The 23,946-nt window shown below is 75.2% G+C and carries 24 protein-coding genes; 10 read left to right on the forward strand and 14 right to left on the reverse strand.

Translation table 11 applies throughout. From position 1 onward, the window contains the following. The first annotated feature begins 18 nt into the window (after positions 1-18). From ACFY0X_RS13685 to ACFY0X_RS13695, 3 genes are read left to right on the forward strand one after another with little or no spacing between them, the layout of a single operon-like run. A complete protein-coding gene (locus ACFY0X_RS13685) occupies positions 19-1,143 on the forward strand; it encodes a DegT/DnrJ/EryC1/StrS family aminotransferase (protein WP_387753340.1) in 1,125 nt (374 codons plus the stop codon). Positions 1,144-1,173: 30 nt separating this feature from the next. Next, the gene (locus ACFY0X_RS13690) at positions 1,174-2,118 is read left to right on the forward strand and encodes an NAD-dependent epimerase/dehydratase family protein (RefSeq protein ID WP_387753342.1); all 945 of its coding nucleotides are present in this window, start codon (positions 1,174-1,176) and stop codon (positions 2,116-2,118) included. A gap of 12 nt (positions 2,119-2,130) precedes the next feature. After that, positions 2,131-3,222, forward strand: a complete 1,092-nt coding sequence (locus ACFY0X_RS13695; protein WP_387753344.1) for a hypothetical protein — start codon at positions 2,131-2,133, stop codon at positions 3,220-3,222. 64 nt (positions 3,223-3,286) lie between these two features. Here ACFY0X_RS13695 and ACFY0X_RS13700 read toward each other — a convergent pair whose 3' ends face one another. The 5 genes from ACFY0X_RS13700 to ACFY0X_RS13720 form a co-directional block, all read right to left on the reverse strand. Then, positions 3,287-4,057, reverse strand: a complete 771-nt coding sequence (locus ACFY0X_RS13700; protein ID WP_387753347.1) for a polysaccharide deacetylase family protein — start codon at positions 4,055-4,057, stop codon at positions 3,287-3,289. A gap of 7 nt (positions 4,058-4,064) precedes the next feature. Then, entirely contained in the window at positions 4,065-4,916 is an 852-nt protein-coding gene (locus ACFY0X_RS13705; RefSeq protein WP_387753350.1) for an SDR family NAD(P)-dependent oxidoreductase, read from the reverse strand. Between the two features lie 78 nt (positions 4,917-4,994). After that, the gene (locus tag ACFY0X_RS13710; protein ID WP_387753352.1) at positions 4,995-5,882 is read right to left on the reverse strand and encodes a DMT family transporter; all 888 of its coding nucleotides are present in this window, start codon (positions 5,880-5,882) and stop codon (positions 4,995-4,997) included. 232 nt (positions 5,883-6,114) lie between these two features. Next, the gene (gene bla / locus ACFY0X_RS13715; RefSeq protein WP_387753354.1) at positions 6,115-7,110 is read right to left on the reverse strand and encodes a class A beta-lactamase; all 996 of its coding nucleotides are present in this window, start codon (positions 7,108-7,110) and stop codon (positions 6,115-6,117) included. 102 nt (positions 7,111-7,212) lie between these two features. After that, the gene (locus tag ACFY0X_RS13720) at positions 7,213-8,016 is read right to left on the reverse strand and encodes an SAM-dependent methyltransferase (RefSeq protein ID WP_387753357.1); all 804 of its coding nucleotides are present in this window, start codon (positions 8,014-8,016) and stop codon (positions 7,213-7,215) included. A 233-nt stretch (positions 8,017-8,249) separates the two neighbouring features. Between ACFY0X_RS13720 and ACFY0X_RS13725 the strand changes: the two genes are divergently transcribed. Together ACFY0X_RS13725 and ACFY0X_RS13730 are read left to right on the forward strand one after the other, a co-directional pair. Beyond that, complete coding sequence (locus ACFY0X_RS13725; protein ID WP_387753360.1) at positions 8,250-8,903, forward strand: RNA polymerase sigma factor; 654 nt, start codon at positions 8,250-8,252, stop codon at positions 8,901-8,903. Beyond that, on the forward strand, positions 8,900-9,616 hold the full coding sequence (locus ACFY0X_RS13730) for a hypothetical protein (RefSeq protein ID WP_387753362.1): 717 nt from the start codon (positions 8,900-8,902) through the stop codon (positions 9,614-9,616). Before ACFY0X_RS13725 ends, ACFY0X_RS13730 begins: the two co-directional genes overlap by 4 nt. Positions 9,617-9,645: 29 nt before the next feature. On the opposite strand, the gene ACFY0X_RS13735 is transcribed toward ACFY0X_RS13730, so the two are convergent. From ACFY0X_RS13735 to ACFY0X_RS13755, 5 genes are all read right to left on the reverse strand, one after another. Further along, positions 9,646-11,445, reverse strand: coding sequence for a condensation domain-containing protein (locus tag ACFY0X_RS13735; RefSeq protein WP_387753364.1), 1,800 nt, complete (start codon positions 11,443-11,445; stop codon positions 9,646-9,648). A 111-nt stretch (positions 11,446-11,556) separates the two neighbouring features. Then, positions 11,557-12,234 (reverse strand): 4'-phosphopantetheinyl transferase family protein, encoded by a 678-nt coding sequence (locus ACFY0X_RS13740; protein WP_387753367.1) that lies wholly within the window; start codon positions 12,232-12,234, stop codon positions 11,557-11,559. Next, positions 12,231-13,016, reverse strand: coding sequence for a hypothetical protein (locus ACFY0X_RS13745; RefSeq protein WP_387753370.1), 786 nt, complete (start codon positions 13,014-13,016; stop codon positions 12,231-12,233). Before ACFY0X_RS13745 ends, ACFY0X_RS13740 begins: the two co-directional genes overlap by 4 nt. Before the next feature lie 4 nt (positions 13,017-13,020). After that, a complete protein-coding gene (locus tag ACFY0X_RS13750) occupies positions 13,021-13,311 on the reverse strand; it encodes a phosphopantetheine-binding protein (protein ID WP_387753373.1) in 291 nt (96 codons plus the stop codon). Between the two features lie 127 nt (positions 13,312-13,438). Next, complete coding sequence (locus ACFY0X_RS13755) at positions 13,439-14,371, reverse strand: 3-oxoacyl-[acyl-carrier-protein] synthase III C-terminal domain-containing protein (RefSeq protein WP_387753375.1); 933 nt, start codon at positions 14,369-14,371, stop codon at positions 13,439-13,441. A gap of 142 nt (positions 14,372-14,513) precedes the next feature. Here ACFY0X_RS13755 and ACFY0X_RS13760 point away from each other — a divergent pair, with 142 nt between their 5' ends. The 4 genes from ACFY0X_RS13760 (at position 14,514) to ACFY0X_RS13775 (ending at position 17,965) form a co-directional block, all read left to right on the forward strand. Then, positions 14,514-14,813, forward strand: a complete 300-nt coding sequence (locus tag ACFY0X_RS13760) for a hypothetical protein (protein WP_387753377.1) — start codon at positions 14,514-14,516, stop codon at positions 14,811-14,813. Continuing rightward, the gene (locus ACFY0X_RS13765; RefSeq protein WP_387753380.1) at positions 14,810-15,955 is read left to right on the forward strand and encodes a glycosyltransferase; all 1,146 of its coding nucleotides are present in this window, start codon (positions 14,810-14,812) and stop codon (positions 15,953-15,955) included. The genes ACFY0X_RS13760 and ACFY0X_RS13765 overlap by 4 nt, the downstream gene beginning before the upstream one ends. 227 nt (positions 15,956-16,182) lie before the next feature. Further along, entirely contained in the window at positions 16,183-17,157 is a 975-nt protein-coding gene (locus tag ACFY0X_RS13770; protein ID WP_387753382.1) for an ATP-binding cassette domain-containing protein, read from the forward strand. 43 nt (positions 17,158-17,200) lie between these two features. Beyond that, positions 17,201-17,965 carry an ABC transporter permease gene (locus tag ACFY0X_RS13775; protein WP_387753385.1) on the forward strand — a complete coding sequence of 255 codons (765 nt, stop codon included), beginning with the start codon at positions 17,201-17,203 and terminating at the stop codon, positions 17,963-17,965. Positions 17,966-18,067: 102 nt separating this feature from the next. On the opposite strand, the gene ACFY0X_RS13780 is transcribed toward ACFY0X_RS13775, so the two are convergent. From ACFY0X_RS13780 to ACFY0X_RS13795, 4 genes are all read right to left on the reverse strand, one after another. Next, positions 18,068-19,354: a PLP-dependent aminotransferase family protein gene (locus ACFY0X_RS13780; protein WP_387753387.1), complete on the reverse strand. Its 1,287-nt coding sequence runs from the start codon at positions 19,352-19,354 to the stop codon at positions 18,068-18,070. Then, on the reverse strand, positions 19,351-20,286 hold the full coding sequence (locus ACFY0X_RS13785) for an alpha/beta hydrolase (protein WP_387753390.1): 936 nt from the start codon (positions 20,284-20,286) through the stop codon (positions 19,351-19,353). The genes ACFY0X_RS13780 and ACFY0X_RS13785 overlap by 4 nt, the downstream gene beginning before the upstream one ends. Positions 20,287-20,312: 26 nt before the next feature. After that, on the reverse strand, positions 20,313-21,089 hold the full coding sequence (locus ACFY0X_RS13790; RefSeq protein WP_387753393.1) for a class I SAM-dependent methyltransferase: 777 nt from the start codon (positions 21,087-21,089) through the stop codon (positions 20,313-20,315). Between the two features lie 109 nt (positions 21,090-21,198). Continuing rightward, on the reverse strand, positions 21,199-22,365 hold the full coding sequence (locus ACFY0X_RS13795) for an alpha-hydroxy acid oxidase (RefSeq protein WP_387753396.1): 1,167 nt from the start codon (positions 22,363-22,365) through the stop codon (positions 21,199-21,201). 114 nt (positions 22,366-22,479) lie between these two features. On the opposite strand from ACFY0X_RS13795, the gene ACFY0X_RS13800 reads away from it, so the two are divergent. Further along, complete coding sequence (locus ACFY0X_RS13800; protein ID WP_387753398.1) at positions 22,480-23,907, forward strand: class I adenylate-forming enzyme family protein; 1,428 nt, start codon at positions 22,480-22,482, stop codon at positions 23,905-23,907. Positions 23,908-23,946 lie beyond the last annotated feature (39 nt).

Below are 23,946 nucleotides of genomic sequence, written 5' to 3' on the forward strand. Positions count from 1 at the left end.
CGCCGCCGGAGGTGCCCCATGGGCGTTCCAGCCGCCCGCATCGTGTTCGACGAGAGCGACCGCGCGGCGGTCGCCGAAGCGGTGACCGAGATGCTCACCACCGGGGCGCTGACCCTCGGTCCGTGGACCGAGCGCTTCGAACAGGCCTTCGCCGCCGAGCACGGCGCCTCGTACGCCGTCGCGGTGAGCAGCGGCACGGCGGCGCTGGAGGTGATCCTGCGCGGCATCGACGTCCGGGGCCGCGACGTGGTCGTCCCCGCCGTCACCTTCTACGCGACCGCCGGAGCGGTGGTGCACGCGGGCGGACGTCCGGTCTTCGCCGACGTCGACCCCGCCACCCTCGCGCTCTCCCCCGAGACCCTGGAGGCGGCGCTCACCCCGGACACCGCCGCGGTCGTCCTGGTGCACATCGGCGGGCTGGTCGGCCCGCGGGTCGACGACCTGCGCTCGCTGTGCGACCGGCGCGGCGTCCCGCTGATCGAGGACGCCGCGCACGCCCACGGCAGCAGCTTCGACGGGCGCGCCGCCGGGACCTTCGGCCTGGCCGGGGCCTTCTCCTTCTACCCGACCAAGGTCACCACCAGCGGCGAGGGCGGGATGATCCTCACCGAGTCGCCGGAGCTGCGCGACGAGGCCCGGATCCACCGCGACCAGGGCAAGGGCTCCTTCACCACCAACCACCACGTGAAGCTCGGCTACTCCTGGCGGATGAGCGAGCCGCACGCCGCGATCGGCGCGGTGCACCTGCGCCGGCTGAAGGAGTTCATCGAGACCCGCCGGGCCGTCGCCCGCCGCTACGACGCGGCGCTGGCCGGGCTGGACGGCCTCGACCCGGTGCTCGAACCATCCGGCTGCCGCGGCAACTACTACAAGTACGTGGCGCTGCTGCCCTCCGGGGTGGACCGCGCGGAGTTCAAGCGGGCGGTGGCCGAGGAGTACGGCGTGCGGCTGTCCGGTGAGGTCTACGACCTGCCGCTGCACCTCCAGCCGGTGCTCGCCCCGTACCGGCGCGGGCCGCTGCCGGTGGCCGAGGACGTCTGCGCCCGGCAGGTCTGCCTGCCGGTGCACTCCGACATGACCGAGGACGAGACGGAGCAGGTGGTCGACGCCGTCTCCGCGGTGTACCGGCGACTGGCCGGATAGCCGGGCAGCCGGAGCGAAGGGAGCAAGATCGTGCGGATAGCCGTCACCGGGGGCTGCGGGTTCATCGGCTCACACGTCGTGGACCACCTGATCGCGGCCGGCCACGACGTCCTCGCGGTGGACACCACCGACAAGTACCTCAACCCGGACGCCGAGCACGCGCGGCTCGACGTCCTCGACCTCAAAGCCCTCACCGCGGCACTGGCCGGCAGCGAGGTGGTCTACCACCTGGCGGCCATGGCCGACGTCGAGCAGGTCTGCGCGGACCCGGTCCGCGCGGTGCGGACCAACATCGACGGCACCGAGGCCGTGCTGGAGGCCGCCCGCCGCAGCGGCCTCAGCCGGACCGTGCTGGCGAGCACCGTCTGGGTGTACGGAGCCGCTCTCGCCGACGAGCAACTCGAAGGCGGGGAGCAGGAGTTGGACGAGCACGTGCCGATCGAGCTGGAGCACAGCGGCCACCTGTACGTGGCCACCAAGCTCGCCGCCGAGATGCTGGTGCACAGCTACCGCGAGCTCTACGGGCAGCACTTCACCATCCTGCGCTACGGCATCCCGTACGGGCCCCGGATGCGGGACGAACTGGTCGTCGCCCGGTTCGTCCAGGCCGCGCTGGCCGGCCGGCCGATCACCATCGCCGGGGACGGCCGGCAGAGCCGCAACTTCGTCTACGTCGAGGACCTCGCCGACGCCCACGTCCGGGCCCTCTCCCCCGCCGCCGAGGACCAGACCTTCGCCCTGGAGGGCTCGACGGCCGTCTCGGTGCGGGACATCGCCGACACCGTGGACGGCCTGCTGGGGCCCGTCACCATCGAGCACATCGACGGGCGCAAGGCCGACTACGCGGGGCGGCGGATCTCCTCGGCGCAGGCCAAGCGGCTGCTGGGCTGGTCGCCGAGGACCAACTTCACGGACGGCGTGCGGCGCTATGCGGACTGGTACCGGGCCACCGCCGGCCCGGCCGCCGGCGCCTGACGGAGCCGCCCGATGCCGCACGCCCTGCTGGTCTCCGGCTCGCTCGGGCAGGGCCACGACGTGATGGCGCAGGCCTGCGCGGACACCCTGCGGGAACGCGGCTGGACCACCCGCACCGTCGACGCCATGGCCCTGCTCGGGCAGCGCTCGGGCGCGACCGGGGAGGCGGTGTTCCGCCGACTGCTCGACCTGCCCGGGGTGTACGACGCCTTCCACTTCTCGGCGCTGCGGCCGGGCACCCGGCTCGCCCTGCTCGCGGACGCGGCGGCGCGCAGCCGGCTGGTCCCGGCGCTGCGGCGGCTGGTCGAGGAGCAGCGGCCGCAGCTGGTGGTGTCGGTGTTCGCCACCGCGACCTCGGCGGTCGACCGGCTGCTGCGGCAGGCTCCGGTGCGGGAGTTCCGGCACTTCGTGTTCTGCACCGACGTGACGCCGCACCGGCTCTGGGTGCAGGAGGGGACGGACCTGTTCCTGGTCACCTCGGAGGTCGCCGCGTGCGCGGTGCGGCGGTACCGGCCGGACGCCGACATCGTCGTCGTCCCGGCACCGCTGCGGCAGCCGTTCTACGCGCCGCCGGCGCGGACCGCGGCGCGCGCCGAGCTGGGCGTGCCGGCCGGCGCCGCGTGCGTGCTGCTGATGTCGGGCTCCTGGGGGCTCGGCCCGCTCGCCCGCACCGCCGCCTCGCTGGCCGCCGCCGGGCCGCACGTACTCGCCGTGGGGGGGCGCAACCGGGAACTGGAGCGCCGGCTGCGGGCCGCCGCGCGCCGGGAGCCCCGGCTGCACCCCTTCGGCTACACCGACCGCGTCCCCGCCCTGATGGCCGCCGCCGACCTGGTGGTCACCAGCTCGGGCGACACCTGCAGCGAGGCCCGGGCCCTGGGCCGGCGGCTGCTCCTCCTCGACGTGGTGCAGGGGCACGGGCGCGACAACCTCCAGCACGAACTGGAACTCGGCCACGCCGACGTCGCCACCGCCCACCCGGCCGAGGTGGTCCGCAACGCCCTGGCCGCACTCGGCCGCCCCGAGCCGGCGCCGTCCGCCGGTGCGACACCGGAGGCCTGGCAGTCGGGGTTCGGGGCGGCGCTGCGGCGGGTCGGGCTGGGATAGCAGGGGCGGGCGGGGCCGTGACGGGCGGGCCGAGTCGGGCACCCCTGCTCGCCCGGCGCGTCCGTCACATCCGACGGTTCCCGCCGGCCGGCGGGGGCACCCCGTGGTCGCGGAGGGGGCCGAGGGTGAGGTGGTGGGTGCGGCAGTGGGCGGCGATCAGGGGGAGGGCGGCGAGGGTGGCGCGCCAGGAGTCGGGGGCGGAGGTGCAGTCGGAGTCGTGCAGCAGGAGGGTGGCGCCGGCGGTGAGGCCCGGGCGGGCGGTCGCGTAGACGGACTCGCCGGTGGCCTCCGCCGTCCAGTCGCGGCCCCAGGCCGTCCACAGCACGCTGCGCAGGCCGAGACGGCGGGCGGCCAGGGCGGGGCCGGCGGTCAGCACGCCGTACGGCGGGCGGTACCAGAGCGGGCGGGCCCCGCAGAGTCCGGTCACCGCCTCGCTGGCGCGGCGCAGTTCGCGCAGGTCGCGGAGCGGGTCCGGGTACCACTGCGGCCGGTGGTGCCAGCCGTGGACGGCCACCTCGTGGCCGCGCAGCACCAGTTCGCGGCCGAGCGCGGGGGCGCGCTCCAGCATGGCGCCGAGCAGGAAGAAGGTGGCGCGGGCGCCGAGGCCGTCCAGCGCGTCGAGGACGTACGGGGTGCTGCGGGGGTCGGGGCCGTCGTCGAAGGTGAGGGCGACGTGGCCCGGCGCGGTGCCGTGGCCGGCGGTGCGGCGGGCCAGGGTCCGGCGCAGCGGCGGCAGCCGGACGGCGGCCGGGGCGAGGTGCAGGAACTCGACGCCGGCGGCGACGCCGAGCGCCGCGGCGGCGAGCGTCCCGGGGCGGCCGGCGGCGGTGCTCAACCGGCGCTCACCCGAAGCGCGAGGCCATCCGGCGGAACACGCCCGGGGCCACCCCGTGGATGCGGGCCGGGAAGCCCAGCCAGTGCGGGACGTAGAGCCGGTCGCGCTCGGTGGTGATGGTCGCGACCACGACGTCCGCCACCCGCTCCGCCGGGACCGGACGCGGCCGCTCGCGCTGGTACGGCGTGCCGCGCCGGTCGAAGAACGCGGTGTCCACCGCCCCCGGCAGCACCAGGCGCACCCCCACCCCCGTGCCGCGCAGCTCGTACCAGAGGCTCTCCGCGAACATGGTCAGCCCGCCCTTGGTGGCGGCGTACCCCGCCTCGTCGCGCACGCCGACCTGGCCGGCCATCGAGCCGAGCAGCACGATCCGGCCGTGCCGGCGCTCCAGCATGCCGGGCAGCAGCAGGCGGACCAGGCGCAGCGGGGCGGCGAGGTTGACCTCGATCATCCGGTCCAGGGTGTCGGAGGGCGTCCGCGCGTACGGGCCGCGCCAGCCCAGCCCGGCGCTCGCGATCAGGACGTCGACCCGGCCGGTCCCGGCCAGCGCGGCCTCGGCGAGGCGGGCCGGGCCGTCCGGCTTGCTCAGGTCTTCGGGCAGGGCGCGGCCGCCGGTGCGTTCGGCGAGGTCGTCGAGGCGGGCGCGGTCGGTGCCGGAGAGCAGGGTGAGCCAGCCGGCGTCGGCCAGTCGGGTGGCGGTGGCGTAACCGATCCCCGAGGAGGCGCCGGTGATCAGCGCGACGGGGCGGCGGGTCGGGCCGGCCGGGCCGCCGGTATCCGCGGGATCCCTGGGATCGGCGGGGTCCGTGCCGTCCTTCGGGTCCGACCGCCGGGGTCGGGAATGGGGCTCCTCCGCCATCGGGCACCTGCCGCTCTGTGACCGTGTCGCCGTCCGTTTTGTCCGGCAAGTCACCTTCGCACGGCGGAGCCGTCCGGGCTACCGGGGCGGGACGGCGGGCTCCGTCCCGGCGCCCCGGCGCGGGGCCGACAGCTCGGCGGACTCGCCCTCCGGCTCGCCGAACCGGGAGAGTACGAAGGTGCCGCCCACCGCCACCACGAAGCCGGTCAGCGCGCACCACTCGAAGCCGGGGCGCGCGGCGTCCCCGAGCGCCGTCACGCCGACCAGCGCCGGGCCGAAGGTCTCGGTCACCGTCCCGGCGGCGGTCGCGGCCGTCACCGTGCCGCGCTGCAGGGCCAGGGCGTAGGCGAGGTAGCCGCCGAGGCCGCCGACGGCGAGGGCGTAGGCCGCGGGATCGGTGAGCACGGCGACCGGGCCGGAGGCGTCCAGGACCCGCACCGCCAGGCTGGTCACGCCGAAGCCGACCCCGGCCAGCAGCCCGAGGCCGGCCGCGGCCGCGTCGCCCTCGCGGCGCGCCAGGACCACGGTGGCCAGCAGCATCACGGCGGTGGCGGCGAGCAGCGCCCAGTGGAAGGCGGGCGCGGCGTGGTCGCGGCCCTCCCGGCCGGAGCCGAGCGCCAGCAGGGTCAGGCCGACGACCACGGCGAGGATGCCCGCGAGGTCGCTCCGGTGCAGCCGCGCACCCAGCAGCCGGACGGCGGCCAGGGCGGTGACGGCGAGGCTGGCGTTGGTGACGGCCTGGACGAGGAAGAGCGGGAGGGTGCGCAGGGCGACGATGCTCAGCACGAAGCCGACGATGTCCAGCACCGTGCCGAGGACGAACTGCCAGGACCGCACCAGCGCGGCCAGCAGGCCCGCCCGCACCCGGTCGGCGCGCGGGGCCGACCGCGCCCCGCGCGCCTGGAAGACCGCCCCGAAGCCGAAGCAGACGGTCGCGGCCAACGCGGTGGTGAGTCCCAGCAGCATGCCTCTCCCAGCCTCGCGGGGCAGCTTCGATCCACCACCAGTCTGTGCCCGGCCGAACCGGGGCGCACGGGTGGGACGAAGGGGGTGAGGGGTACCACCGGGACGACCCGTGGGGGGGCCCCCCCCCCGGGGGGGGGGCCGGGGGGGGGGGGGGGGGGGGGGGGCCCCCCCGGCCCCCCCCCGGGGCCCCCCCCGGGGGGGGGGGGGCCCACGGGGTGGTGGGAGGGTCCGGTCAGCCGAGGGCGCCCGCGAGCAGCGTGGCCGTCCGGGCGACCAGGGGCTCGTCCATCGGAGCAGCCTCGTCCGCCGGCTTGGTGGTCAGTACCGAGAGCAGGACGGGGGCGCCCGCCGGGGTCCAGGCGATGCCGACGTCGTTGGTGGTGCCGTGGCGGCCGGTGCCGGTCTTGTCGGCGAGGGCCCAGTCCGCCGGGAGGCCCTTGCGGAACCGGCGGGTACTGGTGGTGTTGGCGCGCAGCCAGGCGACGAGCTGGTCCCGCTTGGCCGGCGGCAGGGCGTCACCGAGCGCGAGCCGGCCGTAGGTGAGGGCGATGGCGCGCGGGCTGGTGATGTCGGTGCGGCGGTCGGGCTCGGCGGTGTTGAGCTCGGGCTCCCAGCGGTCCAGGCGGGTGACGCGGTCGCCGACCGAGCGGGCGAACCGGGTGACGGCGGTCGGCCCGCCGAGCTCGCGGAGCAGCAGGTTGCCCGCGACGTTGTCGCTGTAGTCGATGGTGGCGGCGCACAGCTCGGCGACGGTCATGCCGTTCGCCAGGTTCACCTCCCGGCCCGTGATCGGCGCACCGCCCCCGCCCTCGACGCCGACGGTGCCGCCGGCCCGCGTGACGTCCTCGGTGGTGTACCGGATCCGCTGGGCGAGGAACTCGCCGTCGCGGTCGAGGTCCCGCAGGACGGCGGCGACGGCGACGGTCTTGAAGACCGAACAGATCGGGAACAGCTCGTCCGCCCGGTACCGGACCGTCCGGCCGGTGACCAGGTTGCGGCCGTAGACGCCGAGGCGGGCGGAGTGCTCCTGCTCCAGGGCGGCCAAGGCCCGGTGGAGGCCGTTGCCGGTGGCCGGGTCGTCGCTCGCCGGCGCCGCGAGGGGCGTTCCGCCAGTCGTCGCGAAGGCCGTTCCGCCGGTCGCGGCGGTGACGGCGACCGCCGCTCCGAGACCCAGGCCGAGGACGGCGCGGCGGCTGTGGCGGCGTACTTCCGAAGACTGCGGGTACATGCATCCCCCTTGATCGACTGTCGCGGCGCGAGCCGCTTCTTGATCACCAGGACGCGGTGCGTGCGCCGATGGTTCGTCAGCGGCCGTATCCGGTTCGACGGTTCACGGCCGGAGGGCCACCGCCGCGTAGGCCGAGGCCTCGTCGGGGGCGGCGGGGACCTCGCCGGGCGCGGGCCGCCACCGCGGGGTGGGGGCGAGGCCCGGGTCGAGCAGGGTCCAGCCGTCGAAGAAGCGGGCGATCTCCGGCCGGGTGCGGGGCTGGACCTCGGTGCCGCCGGAGGCGTATATCCGGACCAGGGAGGCGATGTCCTGGGGTGCGAACTCGGGGGTGACGTGGGTCATCACCAGGGCGCTGCCGGGCGCGAGCGCCGACTTGAGGTGTTCGACCAGCTCGTACGCTCCGCGGGCGTCGGGGACGAAGTGCAGCAGGGCGTTGAGGGAGAGCGCGACGGGCCGGGTGAGGTCGATGGTGTCGCGCAGGCCGGGGGCGGCGAGCAGCCGGGCCGGGTCGGTGACGTCGGCCTCGACGTAGGCGGTGCGGCCCTCGGGGGTGCCGGTGAGCAGGGCCTGGGCGTGCGAGAGGACGATCGGGTCGTTGTCGGCGTAGACCACCCGGGCGCCGGGCCGCACGCTCTGGGCGATCTCGTGCAGGTTGGGCGAAGTGGGGATGCCGGTGCCGATGTCGAGGAACTGGTCGAAGCCGGCCTCGGCGAGCATCCGGGTCGAGCGGTGCATGAAGGACCGGTTGACCCGGGCGCCGGTGAGCAGCCAGGGCGCCACGGCGAGGGCGTGCCCGGCGGCTTCGCGGTCGGCGGCGAAGTTGGTGAAGCCGCCGAGGAAGTAGTCGTACATCCGGGCCGAGTGCGGCACGTTCAGCCGCAGGTCCACCCCGTCGTAGAGGCCCATCGCGCTCTCCCTCCGCTCCGCTCCTGATCGATCGCTTGCTGCCCAGGACGGGCGGGGGCCAACCGTGAACCGGTCACCCCGGGGGTAACGACGAACATTCGAGACGCATGAGATGACAATCTGTATTCGGATTGCAGCCTGGAGTGACAGGCCTGATGGAATGAGGATGGGCGCGGACAGCCCGACCCTCGGGTGGCCCGGTGCGCAGCCGACGGCCACGGAAAGCAGGACCGATGACGATCGACAGGTGTGCCCCGGCGCGTGGGCACCGGGGCGGGACGGCCGTGGCGTGCACCGGCGTGGAGCCGGCGCCGGAGCGGCCGGCCGGCCCGGAGTCCGGCCTCCGATCCGCGTTCGGCCTCCGCCTGGACCTCACCTACGCCGCCTTCTGCGAGACCCATGAACCCGCCTGGCACGCCCTCGCGTTGACCAGGATAGGCAACCGGTCCGACGCGGCGCTGGTGGTCGGAGCGGTGAAGTCCGACCTGGCCCGCTGCTGGCCGCAGGTGCTGCGCTTCGAGGAACCGGCCGCGTACGCCTGGCGGTTGGCCAACCGGCACGTCTCGGACTGGGTGGCCGCCGAGGAGCCGGTGGAGGTGGAGGCGGTCACCTTCGCGGCGGTGATCGGGGCGTTCAAGCAGGTGGCGAACGGGCTGCTGCACAGCGAGGCGGACGAGGTCCGGCTGTACGCGGCGATCCTCGAACTGCCGGACCGCCAGCGGGACGTGGTGATCCTGCGGTACCTGCTCGGCCTGCACGTCAAGGTGATCGCGGCCTACCTGGGGCGGCCGGTGGCGACGGTGCACTCCAACCTCCGGCACGCCCGGGACCGGCTGGCCCGCCGACTCGGGGTGGGTGAACTCCCGGACGGCGGAGGCGATCTGTGACGGCGGGACGGGAGGACGGCGCCCCGGCCGACGGCGGCCGCACGGGGTTCCGCGTACCGCGGCCGGAACGACCCCATGCCGAGCGGATCGCCGCCGTACGCCAGGCCCGGCTGACCGCCGCGCCCGCCCACCTGCCCTCGGAGCACCAGCAGGCCGCCTTCGAACTCGGCCTGGTGGTGGCCCTGGTGCTGGGCGCGCCGGACGCCTCGCGCGGACTCGACCTGCTGGTGAACGCGCGCCGGATCGAGCCGGAGGGGGCCGAGGTGTTCGGCGCGCTGCTGTACGCCACGGGCAAGGAGGAGGGCGCCGAGTTCTGGTGGCGCTTCGCGGCCGGCTCGGGCAGCGGAACGGCCGCGTACTGCCTGCACCTGCATCACCTGATGCTCGGCGAGACCGACGACGCCGACTACTGGCGGGCCTGGTCGGACCAGCTGGCGACGGCCGAACGCCCGCCCGGGCCACGGGCGTTGAGGATGGACCGTCCGCTGCTGCCGGCCGGCGTACGGCGGGACATCCTGTCCCGGGTGCACCGGGGGCTGGCCCCGCGGCTGCCGCCGGCGCTGGTCGCGGTGGTCGACCGGCTGCCCGTGCAGGACGGCGACGAGGAGGAGGTGCCGAGCCCGTGGGGGCTCAACTCGGGGGCGACCTCCGCCTGCTCCTGGGAGGACCTTCGCCGGGGAGCGGCGGACGATCGCGACGACCCGTGGGGGTGAGGGCCCCGCAGGCTACCGTGATCATCCCTTCAGGTGAGCGCGGACAGCGCGGCGACGACGGCCGGGTCCCGTCCGCTCCCGGAGTCGGTCCGCTCCCCCGCCGGGGTGACGTGCCGGACGACGTAGTGGTGCGGTGCCATCGCGGTGTCGCGGCCGGGCAGGGCGGCGACCACCGCGCGGTGCGCTTCGGCGGGGCCGAAGGCGGGGTCGGACGCCGCCACCTCGGCCACCAACCTGCCTTCCGCCACGGACAGTCGGTGGTCCCCGAGGGCGGTGCGCAGGAGGTCGTGGACGGCGGCGAGGTCGATCCAGGAGTCGTCGATCAGCAGCCACTCGCCGTCCCGGCCGCCACCCGGCGGGCCGAGCACCGCGGGCAGGTCGGCGAGGAGAACCGGGCCTTCGGCCGCGGCGGCGAGCAGGGCCGGCAGCGCCCGGGCGAATATCTCGGCCTCCTCGGCGTCGAGCACCTGGGGGCAGGCGATCAGGACGAAGTCCAGGCTTCCGGTGATCCGCAGGATGGTGAACATCAACCGCACCGGCAGCGGCGGGGCGGTCAGCACGGTGAGTTCGGGGTCGACGGCCGGCAGCGGCCTGGTGTCGGCGACGGTGGCCGGGACGGTCAGGCTCAGGTCGTTGACGACCACCTGGCGGCCGAACCGGGCTCCGCGCAGGTGGGCCGCGTCCTCGACCAGCTGCCAGACCTTCTCGGCGTCCAGGGTGCTGTGCCAATAGGCGTTCAGCGAAGCGGACTTCGCCCGGCCGATCAGCTGGTCGAGGTCGGCCGCGCCGGTGTCGAGGAGGATCAGCGCGTCCTGCGCGAGGGTCCCGACGTGGTCGATCAGCGCGGCGCGCTGGCGGTTGGCGGAGAGCGCCGAGAGCACCAGTCCGCGCCGGCCGGCGCGGTGGGCGACCAGCGCGGCGAAGGCCGCGAGCAGGACGACCGAGGGGCTGGCGCCGGTGCGCCGGCACACCGCGGCGAGGTGGTCGGCGGCGGTGCGCGAGCGGACCAGCAGGGCACCGTGGTCGCGGGGCGGCCCGGTGACCCGCGCGTCGGCGAAGACGGTCTGCGGACCGGTGGTCAGGATGCGGGCCCAGTGCCGCAGCGCGGCGGCGGCCCTGCGGCGGCCCTGCGGGCTCTGCTCCGCGACGGCGATCTCCAGCGGGGTCGGCGCGGTGACCGGCGGCAGCTCCTTCCCGGCGGCGAGGGCGTGCCAGTCCTCGATCAGCACCGCGGTGGCGGCGCCGTCGGCCCCCGCGTGGCAGACCACGACGACCAGCCGCAGCAGCCGGTCACCGGTGGCGACCAGGGTGAACCGGGCTCGCGGCGGCGTGTCGAGGGCCACCGGGACGGCGACGTCGACGCGGCCCAACTCCTCGGCCAAGGCGTCAAGTTCGTCTTCCGAGCGGTCGCCGGCTTCGACCACGGTCGCGGTGAACCGGCCGTCCCGGTGCACCACCTGGCGGTCCGGGAAGCCGTCCGCCCCCGGGCCGGCGGGGAAGGTCGTCCGCAGCGACTCGTGCCGCTCGACCAGCAGGCGCAGGGCGGCCAGTCCGGCGGGGACCGAGGTGCCGTGGGGCACCGGCCAGACGGACTCCCGGTTGATCTGCTCGGGGGCGCTCGACCGGATGCAGCGGACCATGTTGTCCTGGCCGCGGGTGAGCGGGCCGGAGCCGCCGCCCTCGGCGGCGAACCGGACGGTGACCCGCCGGGCGGTCCGCCGCGGGCTGCCCGGAGGCGCGGCGAGTGACGTCGGCTCGTGCGCGGCGGCGTCACTCGCCGCGGCGTCGGAAGCGGTGGCGTCGCATGGGGTGGCGTCGTGCGGTGTCACGTCGTACGCGCCTTTCGGCTCGCCCGGGAGGGCTCGGCGGGGGTGTGATCGGGACGCTACCAGCGCCCTCGCGAACTGGTCCAGACCAACTGCGGAAGCCTGAGCTGCGACTCAACCGGCGTTCCACACAAGGGAGTTGACATGTATCGGTGAATCCCCGAGGGCGGCGACGGCAGCCCGGAACGGCTCGGCGACGGGGACGTCGCAGAGCCGGGCCGGGCCGGTGCCGAGCCCGCCCGGATCGGCCACCAGCACCGGCGACGGACCGGACACGGGCACGCCGAACGACTGCGCGAGCCGCCCGCCGTACGCCTTCACGCAGGCCTCGCGGCGGCACCACAGCGCGGTGAACCGCGCCGCCCGCTCGGCCGGTTCGACGGGCTCGGCGACGAACCGCGCCTCCTCGGCCGGGAACCAGCGGGCAGCCATCCGTTCGGCCGTCCGGGGATCGTGGAGCCGCTCGACGTCGACGCCGACCGCCCGCCCCTCGGCGAGGGCCAGCGCCGCGAACGCCTCCGAGGCCGACCAGTTGACCCGCAGCCCCCGGCCCTCCGCCGGCTCGGGCTTGCCGTGCGGCCCGTACCGCCAGACCAGCTCGGCCGGGTGCACGCCGAGCCGGGCGGCGACCAGTTGCCGGACGGCGCCGCGCACCACGGCGAAGCGGTGGCGCGCTTCCGGGTCCATCCGCACCGCCCTGGCGCGTTCGTCAGGGGCCAGCAGCCGCCACAACCCGGCGGCCGCCGAGGCCGGTTGACGCGTATCGATCAGCCAGAGGTCGACCGCCGTCACGGCAGGGTCAGCGTGCTGAGCACGCCGAGCCGCCGGTCGTACCCGGCCAGCAGCGCGGGCCGGCCGTCCGCCCGCCAGCGCGGCAGCTGGTCGGCCAGCTCCGCCCAGAGTCCGGTGAACGGCTGGACCGGCGCCGGTTCCCCCGCCTCGAAGCCGGGGCCGAGCAGCAGCGCCGCCTCGGGCCCGAGCTCCTCCGCCTCGGCCCGGACCGTCTCCGCCGGGGAGGTCGCGCCCCGGGTCTGCCGGACGACCAGACCGTCGCCGGGGGCCTCCTCGCAGACCAGCACCACCACCGCGTGCCGTTGCGGCAAGGGCACCGGCCCGGGTGGTTCGTAGTGCAGCGCGGTCTGCTCGGCGAGCACCACCACGGCCCGGCGGCAGCCGCCGGTGCGCTGGTGGCCGGCGGCCAGCCGCAGGGCGGTGAAGGCCGCCGCGCCGCCCTGGTCGCAGACCGCGAAGGCGAGCGGGCTCCCCGGTACGGACCGGCTGAGCGCCAGCGAGGACGGCGCGCCGGGCCGTACGTCCGGGGTGTCGAAGGCCAGGACCAGCAGGTCCGCCGGCTCATCCTCGGCGAGCGCCTCGCGCAGCGGTCCGGCGGCCAGTTCCTCGTAGGAGTGGCCGGCGCCCTCGCCCAGCAGGTCCTCGCGCAGCGGCAGGCCGTAGGGGCGGACCAGGTCGGAGACGAAGACCCGCAGGTCCGGGTCGAGCGAGGTCTCCGAACGGCCGTCGGAGCGGCGGGCCAGCGCCCGGGTGATCCGCAGGCCGGTGGGGCCGGGGGCCACCCGGTCAGTCCTCGGGGATGACGTGCCCGGCGACGTAGTCGGCCAGCCTGGTGACCGACCGCAGGTCGTCCTCGGTGATCTGCTCGACGTCGACCTGGATGTCGAGCGTCTCCTCCAGCTCCAGGATCAGCTCGATGGTGCCGGCCGAGGTGAGCCCGAGGTCGTCGAACAGGCAGGCGTCCTGCGGGATCTCGGGCAGTTCGCGCTTGAGCACGCGCGGCAGGAGCTCGCCGATGCCGTGCAGGACGCGCTCGCGCAGTTCGGGGTCAGTGGTCTGGACCACGGCTTCTGACATGGGTGTCCCGTCCCGTCGTACGTGGGATGTGTGCTCCGGGGCCTGCGGGCGCCCGGGGGCTCTAGAGGTGGTGCGGGGATCCGACGTCGCGGTGCGGACGGCGGCCGCCGACGCGACCGGCGGGCCGTCAGTACCGCATCGCCATCGCGGAGAAGGTCGCTCCGACACCGGCGGCGGCGATCAGGTAGTGGTCGCCGCGGCGGAGCAGCCCCCGTGTGATGGCGGTGTGGAGATTGATGAGGCTGTCCGAGGCGAAACTGTGCCCGACCGACCGCACGTTGTCCAGCACGACTTTCTCGACCGGGTAGCCGATCCGGCGCGCGATCATCCGCCAGGAGGCCTGGTTGACGTTGTGCGGCAGGATCGCGGCCAGGTCGGAGAGGTCCAGACCGGCCTGGTCCAGGGCGGCCTCGATGGTCTCCACCATCACGTTCGGGTACTCGCGCTGGTAGCGGGCGAGCAGGTCCGGGTCCTCGGCCAGCCGGCCGTCGAACTCCGGGCGCTGGCGCACCACGAAGGAGAGCATCCGGTGGCGCTCGCCGCCGGCGCTGACCAGGCAGGCGGCCGCGCCCTCGGCGAAGATACCGGTCTCGGGCACCACCTGGGCGTCCCTGGTGAAGGTCTTCTCGCCGGTCAGCACCAGGGCGAGCGCCGCCGGGTCGGGGTCGGACGCGAGCAGCCGGCCGGCCAGGTCGATGGCCAGCAGGCCCACCGCGCAGGCGTGGTGGGTCACCGTGAAGGCGTTGGCGTGTGCCAGTCCACGGGTGTCGAGCAGGTCGTGCAGCGGGTTGAGCGGGTGGGGCACCGCCACCGGCATGCTGCGGGCGTGGATCACGAAGCGGATGTCGTGTTCGCGTCCGCGCAGCTCCGGCAGGTCGTCCAGGGCGGCGTCGAGCAGGTCGGGCAGCGTCCCGGCCGGGTCCAGGCGCAGCTGGTCCAGGCCGTGGAAGCGGCGGAAGAGACGGAGTTGACGTGGGGTCAGGCCGATGCGCTCGCCCACAGCCTCGATCGGAACGGCGTGCGGGGGGAGGTGAACGGCCACTGCCTCCAGTGCGGTCACGCGGGCTAGTATTCCGACGCCCGCCGGGTCGCACAAGTGATCTCGGGCCCTCCTCCGTCGCCGCCGCCCCCCGGAATCCGTCAACCGCCTTCCAGCGCGGCCGCGTTCACCCCCGTGCCGTCGAGCAGGTGGGAGATCTCTCATGCCGAACCCTGAACCCCGCTACCCCGGAGCCCCGTTGAACCAGGAGCTGGTGGCCCTGCTGGTCGAGGTGGCCGGTGCGCCGCCCGGCTGGGCGCGCCACGTCACCCCGGACGCCCGGCTGGACGGCGACCTGCTGCTGGACGAGGACGAACTCGCCGACCTGGCCGAGCGGCTGCGCGAGTGGTTCGGCCCGCGGGCCGACCTCGCCGCGCTGCGCGCCGGGCTGGACCTGGCCGCCCTGGAGGCCCTGACCGTCGCCGACGTGCAGCGACTGCTCCCCGAGGAGGACACCCGATGACCAGGTACCTGCTGGTGGTGCCACCCCTGACCGGACACGTCAACCCGGCGGCGGGCATCGCGGCCGAACTGACCGCCCGCGGACACCAGGTGGCCTGGACCGGCACCGAGTCGGTGCTGCGCCCGCTGCTCGGCCCGCGCGCCGAGGTGCTCGGCACCGGCACCCGGGCGTTCCGGGCCCAGGGCGGACACGGGCTGGCCGCGCTGCGCTCGCTCTGGGAGGGCTTCATCGTCCCGTACACCCGCTTCACCCTGAAGCCGCTGGACGCGATCGTGCGGGAGTGGCGGCCGGACGTGCTGCTGGTCGACCAGCACACCCCGGCGGGCGCACTGGTCGCCCACCGGCACGCGCTGCCGTGGGCGTCCTTCGCCCCCGGGGCGATGGAACTGGGCCGCCCCTACCGGGCGTTGCCGCAGGTCGAGGCGTGGATGACCGGGCTGCTGCGCGGGCTGTGGGAGCGCGCCGCACTGCCCGCCGCGGAGTACCTGGACCCGCGCTTCTCCCCCCACCTGCTGCTGGCGACCACCGGCCCGGCGCTGACCGGCTCGGCCCCGCCGCCGGAGCACGCGCTCGTCGGGCCGGTGATCCCGGCCCGACCGCACGATCCGGAGTTCCCGTGGCAGCGGCTGCTGCCCGGCCGGCGGCGGGTGCTGGTCACCATGGGCACGCTGGCCGGCGGGCTGGGCGCGGACTTCCTGGCCCGGTCCGCGCGGGCGCTGGAGCTGTACGGCGAGGACGTGCAGCCGGTGTTCGCCGGGCCTCGCGAGCTGCTGCCCGAACTCCCCTCGCGGGCCGTGGCGGTGGACCGGGCGCCGGTGCTGGAGCTGATGGCGCGCGGCGAGCTGGACGCGGTGCTCTGCCACGGCGGGATGAACACCGTGGGCGAGGCACTGGCGCACGGCCTGCCGCTGGTCACCGCGCCGATCCGGCACGACCAGCCAGTCGTCGCCCGCCAGGTGGCGGCGGCGGGCGCGGGGCCGCGGGTGCCGTTCGCGCGCGTCACGCCGGAACGGCTGGCGGACGCGCTGCGGGCCGTACTCGACACCACGGGGCACCGGGAGCGGGCGGTTCAGGTCGGGCGGGAGCTGCTGGCCGGGGGCGGCGCGGCGGCCGCGGCGGACCGCCTGGAGGCACTCGGCTGAGCGGGCCCGGACGGCCTTCCCCCTCCTCGGACCGGCCTCCGACCGGCCCGGACCCGCCCCTTCGGCCCCGCCCCTTAGCAGACCGGCAGAGCCCACGTCCATTGGTCTAGGCCATTGTTTCCGGGGCGGGGTTCACCCTAGGGTGTCGCAGCAGCACCGCCCTCCGCAGGTGCCCAGCCCCGCCTTCCCAGGTGCCGTGGCAGCCCATCCCCGCACGGGAGTTCCGGTTGATCGAGACCACGGGACTGCGCAAGTCCTACCGCAAGAAGACCTCCCGCCGCGGCGGCGAGGACCCCACCGTCGACGCCGTCCGCGGCATCGACCTGTCGGTCGCCGCCGGGGAGATCTACGGCTTCCTCGGCCCCAACGGCGCCGGGAAGACCACCACCCTGCGCATGCTGGCCACCCTGATCCGCCCGGACGGCGGACAAGCCGTCATCGCCGGGGCCGACCTGTTCACCGACCCCGCCGGGGTCCGGCGGCGGATCGGCTACGTCGCCCAGGGCGGCGGCACCACCGACAACGTCAGCGGCCGCGAGGAACTGGTGCTCCAGGCCCGGATGTACGGCGCGGCCAAGGCCCAGGCCGTCCAGGCGGCCGCGGACGCGCTCAAGGCCTTCGACCTCACCGAGTTCGGCGACCGCCCGTGCGCCACCTACTCCGGCGGCCAGCGCCGCCGGGTGGACATCGCGCTCGGGGTGATCCACCAGCCGCGGGTGCTGTTCCTGGACGAGCCCACGGTCGGGCTGGACCCGGCCAGCCGGGCGTACGTCTGGGAGGAGATCCGCCGCCTGCGCACCGAGGGCATGACGGTGGTCGTCACCACCCACTACCTGGACGAGGCCGACGCGCTCTGCGACCGGGTCGCCATCGTCGACCACGGCCGGGTGGTGGCCGAGGGCACCCCCGAGGTGCTCAAGCGCGAGATCTCCGGCGACGTCGTCCTGGTCGGACTGGACGGCGGGGAGGCCGCCTTCGAGCGCGCGGCCGAGGTGCTGCGCCCCCAGCCGTACCTGCACCGGCTGGAGCAGAACGGCGACGAGGGGCTGCGGCTGTACCTGGAGGACGGCGCCGCCGCGATCCCGCGGCTGCTGCGCGCCCTGGACGCGGCGGGCCTGACGCCCGGCACCGTGCAGCTCCAACGGCCCAGCCTGGACGACGTGTTCCTGGCCCGCACCGGCCGCTCGCTCCGGCAGTCCTGACTCCGCCGAACCACCCGGACCCGCACACCTCCCTGGGGAGACCGTGAAGCTCGCCCGCGACACCTGGCTGGTCTTCCAGCGCCAGCTGCTGCTCATGATCCGCACCCCGATCTGGATCGCCGTCGGCATCATCCAGCCGGTGTTCTACCTGCTGCTGTTCGCCCCGCTGCTCAAGAAGGTGCTCGCCCCGGAGGGCGCGAGCAGCTACGCCGACGCCTACCAGGTGTACGTGCCGGGGCTGTTGGCGGTGCTGTGCATCTTCGGCGGGCTGTTCACCGGGTTCAGCCTGCTCGGCGAGCTCAAGGCCGGCATCATCGAACGTTCCCGGGTGACCCCGGTGAGCCGGCTGGCGCTGCTGCTCGGACGGGCGATGCGGGAGATGGTGGCGCTGCTGGTGCAGGCCGTCCTGATCACCCTGATCGCGCTGCCGTTCGGGCTGCGGGTGAGCCCGCTGAACCTGCTGCTCGCCTACCTGCTGCTGGGCCTGCTGGCGCTGATGACCTCGGCGATCTCCTTCGGCATCGCGCTGATGGTGCCGACCGACGCGGCGATGTCGCCGGTGGTCAACACCATCGCACAGCCGATCGCGCTGCTCTCCGGGGTGCTGCTGCCGCTCACCCTGGCACCGGAGTGGCTGCAGCAGGCCGCCAGGTGGAACCCCTTCTACTGGGCCGTGGAGGGCATGCGCGCGCTGTTCTCCGGGCACGCCGGGGACAGCGCGGTCTGGCAGGGGCTGCTGGTGGTCGCGGTGATGACCGTCCTGGCGGTGTACTGGTCGGCCCGGCTGTTCTCCACCCGGGTGCGCTGACGGACGGAACGACGCAGGAGCACGGCGCGGGAACACCGCGCAGACACACGGTCGAGGGGCCCGGCTCGCGATGAGCCGGGCCCCTCGGCCGTCCCCGTGGCCTCAGGCGGCCATGAAGGCCGCCAGCTTCGCCACACCGTCGATGATCTGCGCCTGGGTCAGCGAGCTGACCGACAGCCGCAGCCGCCGCTCGCCGCCGCCCGCCGGGTAGAACGGCGCCATCGGCGTCCAGAGCACCCCGAAGTCGTGGGCGCAGCGCTCCATGGCCGCCTCGTCGGCGAGGAACGGCACCGTCAGCACGGCGAAGAAGCCGCCGTCCGGCCGGGTCCAGGAGATGCCCAGCCGGCGCCGCACGGAGGCCGGGAAGTGCCGGTCCAGCTCCCGCAGCAGGGTGTCCATGCCGGCCGCGTAGTGGGCGGTGGCACGGGCGTTGGCGGCCCGCAGGTTGCAGTCGTGGGCCAGCAGCATGCCGCCGATGACGGCCTGGCTGAGCGCGGGCGTGTTGACCGTCGTCATGCTCTTCAGCCTGGCCAGCTCGTCCGCGAGCAGGCCGCTCCGGCCGTCGGGGCCGGCCACCTCCTGGTCGGCGACCAGGTAGCCGACCCGGGCCCCGGGGAAGCAGGTCTTGGCGAACGAGCCCAGGTAGACGACCTGGCGGCGGCGGTCCAGCGCCTTGAGGGTGGGCCGCGGCCCCGGGGTCCGGGAGAAGAAGCCGTACGGGTTGTCCTCGATGACGAGTACGCCCTCCTCGGCCGCCGCCTCCAGCAGCGCGGTGCGGGCCGCGACCGGCATGCTGGCGCCGGAGGGGTTGGCGAAGTCCGGGACGACGTAGAGGGCGCGCGGACGGCGCCCCTCGGCCCGCACCGCGCGGGCGGCCCCCCGGACCGCCGCCGGGTCGGGGCCGCCGTCCCGGCCCTCGGGGACGGGCCGGACGGTCAGATCGAGCAGCCGGGCGGCGCCGGTCACGCCGACGTAGCAGGGCGAGCTGACCAGCAGGACGTCGTCAGGTCCGGCGCACAGGGCGCGCAGCGTCAGCAGCATGCCCTCCTGGGCGCCGACCGTGACCACCAGGGCCTCCGGATCGACGGTCAGGCCCTCGTCGTTGGCCAGCGAACGGGCGACCAGCTCGTTGATGACGCCCTTGGTCGGGCCGTACTGGAACAGCGCGGTGCGCACCGCGTCCCGGCCGAGGCCGCGGTCCGCCAGGTGGGCGAGGTAGGTCTCCAGGTGGCCCGCGACGTCCTCGGGCTCGAAGAAGCCCTCGTAGGGGCGGCCGGGGGCGAAGGAGACGGCGTCCGGGTAGCGGGTGGTGACCTCGTTGAGGAAGGTCATCGCGTCGAGCAGCGGATCGGCCAGGGAGGCGTGCAGGTCGTCCAGGGAGAGCTTCACCGCAGCGCCCTCCGGAGGCGGTCGGCCGCGAAGGCCTGGGCCTCGGCCGCCGCGTCCAGGGTGCCGGTCATCGCGAAGAAGCCGTGCGGCATGCCCGGGTAGCGGCGCAGCTCCACCGGGACCCCGGCGGCGCGCAGCGCCTCGGCGTACTGCTCGCCCTCGTCCCGCAGCGGGTCGTACTCGGCGGTCAGGACGGTCGCGGGCGGCAGTCCGGCCAGGGTGGCGGCGCGCAGCGGGGAGGCGTACGGGCTGGCACCGTCGCCCTGGTCGGCCAGGTAGTGGCCCCAGTACCAGGCCACCGAGCGGCGGTTGAACAGCGCCGGGTCGTCGTGGGCGCGCAGCGACGGGGTGTCGGCGCCGTGGTCGGTGTTGGGGTAGACCAGCAGCTGGTGGCGCAGGGCGGGGCCGCCCTCGGCGCGCAGCAGGAGGGTGAGCGCGGCGGTGAGGTTGCCGCCGGCGCTGTCGCCGCCGACCGCGAGCCGGTCCGGGTCGATGCCGAACTCCTCGGCCCGTTCGACCAGGTGCAGCAGCGCGGCGCGGCAGTCGTGCAGCGCCGCCGGGAAGGGGTGTTCGGGGGCGAGCCGGTAGCCGACGGAGGCGGTGACGCAGCCGACGGCGTTGGTGAGCCGGCGGCAGATCGCGTCGCTGGTGTCGGGCGAGCCGAGCGTCCAGCCGCCGCCGAACAGGTAGAGCAGGGCGGGCAGTCGGCGGCCGGACGCCTCGGGGCGGTAGAGCCGCAGGGCGAGTTCGCCGCCGGGGCCGGGGATGCGGTGCTCCTCGACGGCGGCGACCGGTTCGGGCGTGCCGGCCGCCGCGCGGATGTCCGCGAGGTCGGCGGCCCGGGCCTCGGCGAGGGTCAGGGTGTAGAGCGGTGGGGTACCGCTGCCGGCGCGCCGGGCGCGCAGCGCCTCGGCCTGGGGGTGCAGGGGCATGGGCGGGTCCGTTCGGTGCGGAGGTGTCAGCGGTCCGCCTCGACGTAGATGGTCTCGTCGGTGCGGAAGGCCGTGTCGAGGTCGGCGACGTCCGGCCGGGTGCCCTGCCGGTAGGCGCACTGGCGGATCCGGTCGGGGTCGAAGCCGGCCTGGGTGAGGACGTGCCGCAGCTCGTCCCCATCGTAGATCCACTGGTGCCCGAAGTACCGGAAGATCTGGTTGACCAGGAAGGCCGGGCGTGCGGGCATCGGCGGGCCGAAGCCGAGGGTGGTCAGCCGGCGCCGGTGCCTGGCCAGGAAGCCGTCGCCGGTGGCGTAGCCGAGCAGGTAGCGGGCGAGGTCGGGGGTGGTCAGGCGCAGGACGCCGCCGGGGCGCAGCACCCGGCGGGCCTCGCGCAGCCAGTTGACGGCGACGGGCATGGTGACGTGCTCGATCAGGTGCTCGGCGTACACCCAGTCGACGCTGTCGTCGGCGAAGGGCAGCGGTTCGGCGATGTCGAGCCGGGTGAACCAGCGGTCGCCGTCGACCCGGTAGAGGGTGCCGGGCTCGGTCGCCGTGTCGGGGCTGCGCAGGGTGGCGAGGTCGGTGCCGAGGCCCTCCGGGTGGGCGGTCCGGAAGGCGGCGAACTCGATGCCGGTGATGCCGAGTTCCCGGAGGCCCATGTGGTCGCGCGGCAGACCGCCGGGGTACGCCTGCAGCGTGTCGCAGGTGGCGACCCGCGCGCTGAAGGCGTCCAGCCGGGGGGCCAGCCCGTCGGGGTCGTCCCAGTCCCAGCCCGGAAATCTCTCGCTCTGCTCGGTCATGTGTCGGACCCTCCTGATGGGAGAACGCGGTTCGGGTACGGCGCGGTTCAACGGCCGCGCCCGCGGGGGCCGGGGCCCAGGTTCGGTCGGCCGCTCGGGGGTTCGGGTGTCAGCCGGCCGGGCAGGGCCAGGGCGCCAGGGCCGTGCGGTCCAGGTCGGCGAGCCGGGGGCGGCCCAACAGGGCCATGGTGTGCTCCAGTTCCTCGCGCAGCAGGTCGAGCACCCGGTGCACCCCGGCCTCGCCGTCGGCGGCCAGGCCCCAGAGGGCGGGGCGGCCGACCAGCACGGCGCGGGCGCCGAGGGCGAGGGCGATCGCGAGGTCGGTGCCGCTGCGCACGCCGCCGTCGAACAGCACCGGCAGCTCGGCGGGCACGGCCTCGACCACCTCGGGCAGGGCTGCCAAGGCCGGTACGCACCCGTCGAGTTGACGGCCGCCGTGGTTGGAGACCAGGACGGCGTCGACACCGTGCTCGACGGCCAGCCGGGCGTCCTCGGCGGTGAGGACGCCCTTGAGGACCAGCGGCAGCCGGGTGCGTTCGCGCAGCCAGGCCAGGTCGGACCAGGTCAGGGTGGGGTCGAACTGCTCGCGGGCGTGTTCGGCGATGCCCGAACTTCCGCCGGTGGCGTGGTGGCTGGCGGCCATCAGGGACTGGTCCAGGTTGACCGCGCGGACGTCGGGCGGGACGGCGAAGCCGTTGCGCAGGTCGCGCAGCCGTCGGCCGATCCTGGGAGCGTCCACGGTCAGCACCAGCGCCCAGTAGCCGGCCGCCTCGGCACGTTCCACCAGGGCGGCCAGGGCGGCACGTTCGCGCAGCCAGTACAGCTGGAGCCAGAGCGGGCCGGTGGCCGCCGCGGCGATCTCCTCCACCGTCCGGCTGGCGAACATCCCGGCGACCAGCAGGGCTCCGGCCCGGCCGGCGGCGCGCGCGGTGGCGGTCTCGCCCTCCGGGTCGACCAGCCGGTGGTAGGCCATCGGGGCGATTCCGAGCGGCAGGCGCAGCGGCGCGCCGAGGAGGGTCAGAGCGGGGTCGCAGGCGGAGACGTCGACCAGGGTGCGCGGGCGCAGCGCATGGCGGCCGAACATCTCCCGATTGGCCGTCAGGGTGCGTTCCGCACCGCTGCCGCCTTCGATGAAATCCCGGATTTCCGGGGGGAGTCGGGCGTGCGCCGCACGCTCGATCCCGGCGAGCGTGAGAGCTCCCACGGGCATTCCTCGTTCCAGGACGGCCACGCGCGGGCCGGTCCTGGTTGGGCAGCGTAGGAGCAACGACCACATTGGTATAGACCTTGATTTGACCAAACGTCTGTGCCATGGTCTGGCCACGGAATTGACCGTTGGGTTTGTTTTAACGGCGTTCATGTCAAATCCCCTCACTTGTGTGGAGCCGCGTTGACCGGCTTTTCCCCCTCCGTACTTCCGGCTGCCCTCCTGCCGCACTCGGACGCCCCGGACTCCTGGGTCGACCGGCTGCTGCTGGCCGGCCCCGGCGGCGAGGAGTGCCTGCGCCTCGGCGCACCGCTCGACCGGGACGCCCTGCGCGCCCTGGTCGCGGAGCAGTCCGACCGGCTGGCGGCCGCCGGGCTCGGCCCCGGCGGGACGGCGGCGCTACGGCTGCCGCCCTCGGTGGCGTTCGTCGCGGTGCTGCTGGCATGCTGGCGACTGGGCGCCCAAGTCGCCCTGCTCGACCACCGGTTGACCGACCACGAGGTGGACGCCGCGGTGGCGCGGCTCGCCCCGCAGGTGCTGGTAGGCTCCGCCCATCGGTCCGCGGCGGCCCTGCGCGGCTTCTCCGAAGTCGAGCCGGTGGCCGTTCCGCTGGCGGACGGGCGCCCGGCCCGCACCGGGCACGCGTTGATCCAGCTCAGCTCCGGATCCACCGGTCCGGCCAAGGTCATCGCCCGCACCGCGTCCGACCTGCTGCGCGAACTCGACTGCTACCGACGGCTGGTGGAGTTCCCCGGCGAGGGCGAGCGGGTCGTCCTGCTCTCCTCGGTGGTGCATGTGCTCGGCCTGGTCGGCGGGCTGCTCAACAGCCTGTACGCCCGGGTCGCGCTCACCGTGCCGGAGCGGATGACGGCGGCGGGCATCCTCGCCGAGGTCGCCGCGAGCGACCGGCCGACCACCGTGATCGGGGTGCCGTTCCACGCCGAACTGCTGGCGGGGGCGGTCGCTCCCCCGCCGCTGCCCCGGCTGCGGCGGATGGTCGTGGCGGGCGAACTCGTCCGCCCGGGACTGCCCGCGCTGTTCACCGAGCGCTACGGCGTCCCGCTCGGCACCATGTACGGCATGACCGAGACCGGGGTCATCGCCACCGACCTCTCCGGTACGCTCCACCCGGCCAAGCGGCCCGTTCACGGCATGGAACTGCGCCTGGTGAAGGGTGAGTTGCAGATCGGTGCGACGTCCTCCCCGTACCCCGGGCTGGACGATCCGACCCGCTGGTCGGACGGCTGGCTGCACACCCGGGACGCGGCCGAGCTGGCCGCCGACGGCCTGGTCACCGTGCTCGGCCGGCTGGACTCCCAGGTCTCGATCGGCGGGCTGAAGGTCGACCTCACCGAGGTCGAGCAGACGCTCACCGCGCTGCCCGAGGTCCGCGAGGCCGTCGTGGTCTTCGACGGCGGCGCGATCGAGGCCTACCTGGCGACCGAGCCGGAGGCCGAACTCGCCTCCGTCCAGGAGGGGCTGGCCCGCCGCCTGGCCGCCTACAAGCGGCCGCGTCGGCTCGCCCGGCTGGACCGGCTCCCCCGCACCGCCACCGGAAAGCTGCTGCGCGACCCGGCCGCCCTGCGCGCGACCGCCGCCGCCCCCGACTGACCCGCCCCCGACTGACCCGTGCGCGGCCGTCGCCGGCCG

This window comes from Kitasatospora sp. NPDC001547 (genome assembly GCF_042894165.1).
Taxonomy (GTDB): Bacteria; Actinomycetota; Actinomycetes; order Streptomycetales; family Streptomycetaceae; genus Kitasatospora.

Coding starts and splice junctions, on each gene's coding strand:
- ACFY0X_RS13705 (WP_387753350.1), bottom strand. CDS start 4,916: ATGGCGGAGGAGCCCCATTCCCGACCCCGGCGGTCGGACCCGAAGGAC.
- ACFY0X_RS13685 (WP_387753340.1), top strand. CDS start 19: ATGGGCGTTCCAGCCGCCCGCATCGTGTTCGACGAGAGCGACCGCGCG.
- ACFY0X_RS13725 (WP_387753360.1), top strand. CDS start 8,250: ATGACGATCGACAGGTGTGCCCCGGCGCGTGGGCACCGGGGCGGGACG.
- ACFY0X_RS13795 (WP_387753396.1), bottom strand. CDS start 22,365: ATGTGGTCGTTGCTCCTACGCTGCCCAACCAGGACCGGCCCGCGCGTG.
- ACFY0X_RS13785 (WP_387753390.1), bottom strand. CDS start 20,286: ATGCCCCTGCACCCCCAGGCCGAGGCGCTGCGCGCCCGGCGCGCCGGC.
- ACFY0X_RS13790 (WP_387753393.1), bottom strand. CDS start 21,089: ATGACCGAGCAGAGCGAGAGATTTCCGGGCTGGGACTGGGACGACCCC.
- ACFY0X_RS13710 (WP_387753352.1), bottom strand. CDS start 5,882: ATGCTGCTGGGACTCACCACCGCGTTGGCCGCGACCGTCTGCTTCGGC.
- ACFY0X_RS13720 (WP_387753357.1), bottom strand. CDS start 8,016: ATGGGCCTCTACGACGGGGTGGACCTGCGGCTGAACGTGCCGCACTCG.
- ACFY0X_RS13695 (WP_387753344.1), top strand. CDS start 2,131: ATGCCGCACGCCCTGCTGGTCTCCGGCTCGCTCGGGCAGGGCCACGAC.
- bla (WP_387753354.1), bottom strand. CDS start 7,110: ATGTACCCGCAGTCTTCGGAAGTACGCCGCCACAGCCGCCGCGCCGTC.
- ACFY0X_RS13760 (WP_387753377.1), top strand. CDS start 14,514: ATGCCGAACCCTGAACCCCGCTACCCCGGAGCCCCGTTGAACCAGGAG.
- ACFY0X_RS13750 (WP_387753373.1), bottom strand. CDS start 13,311: ATGTCAGAAGCCGTGGTCCAGACCACTGACCCCGAACTGCGCGAGCGC.
- ACFY0X_RS13765 (WP_387753380.1), top strand. CDS start 14,810: ATGACCAGGTACCTGCTGGTGGTGCCACCCCTGACCGGACACGTCAAC.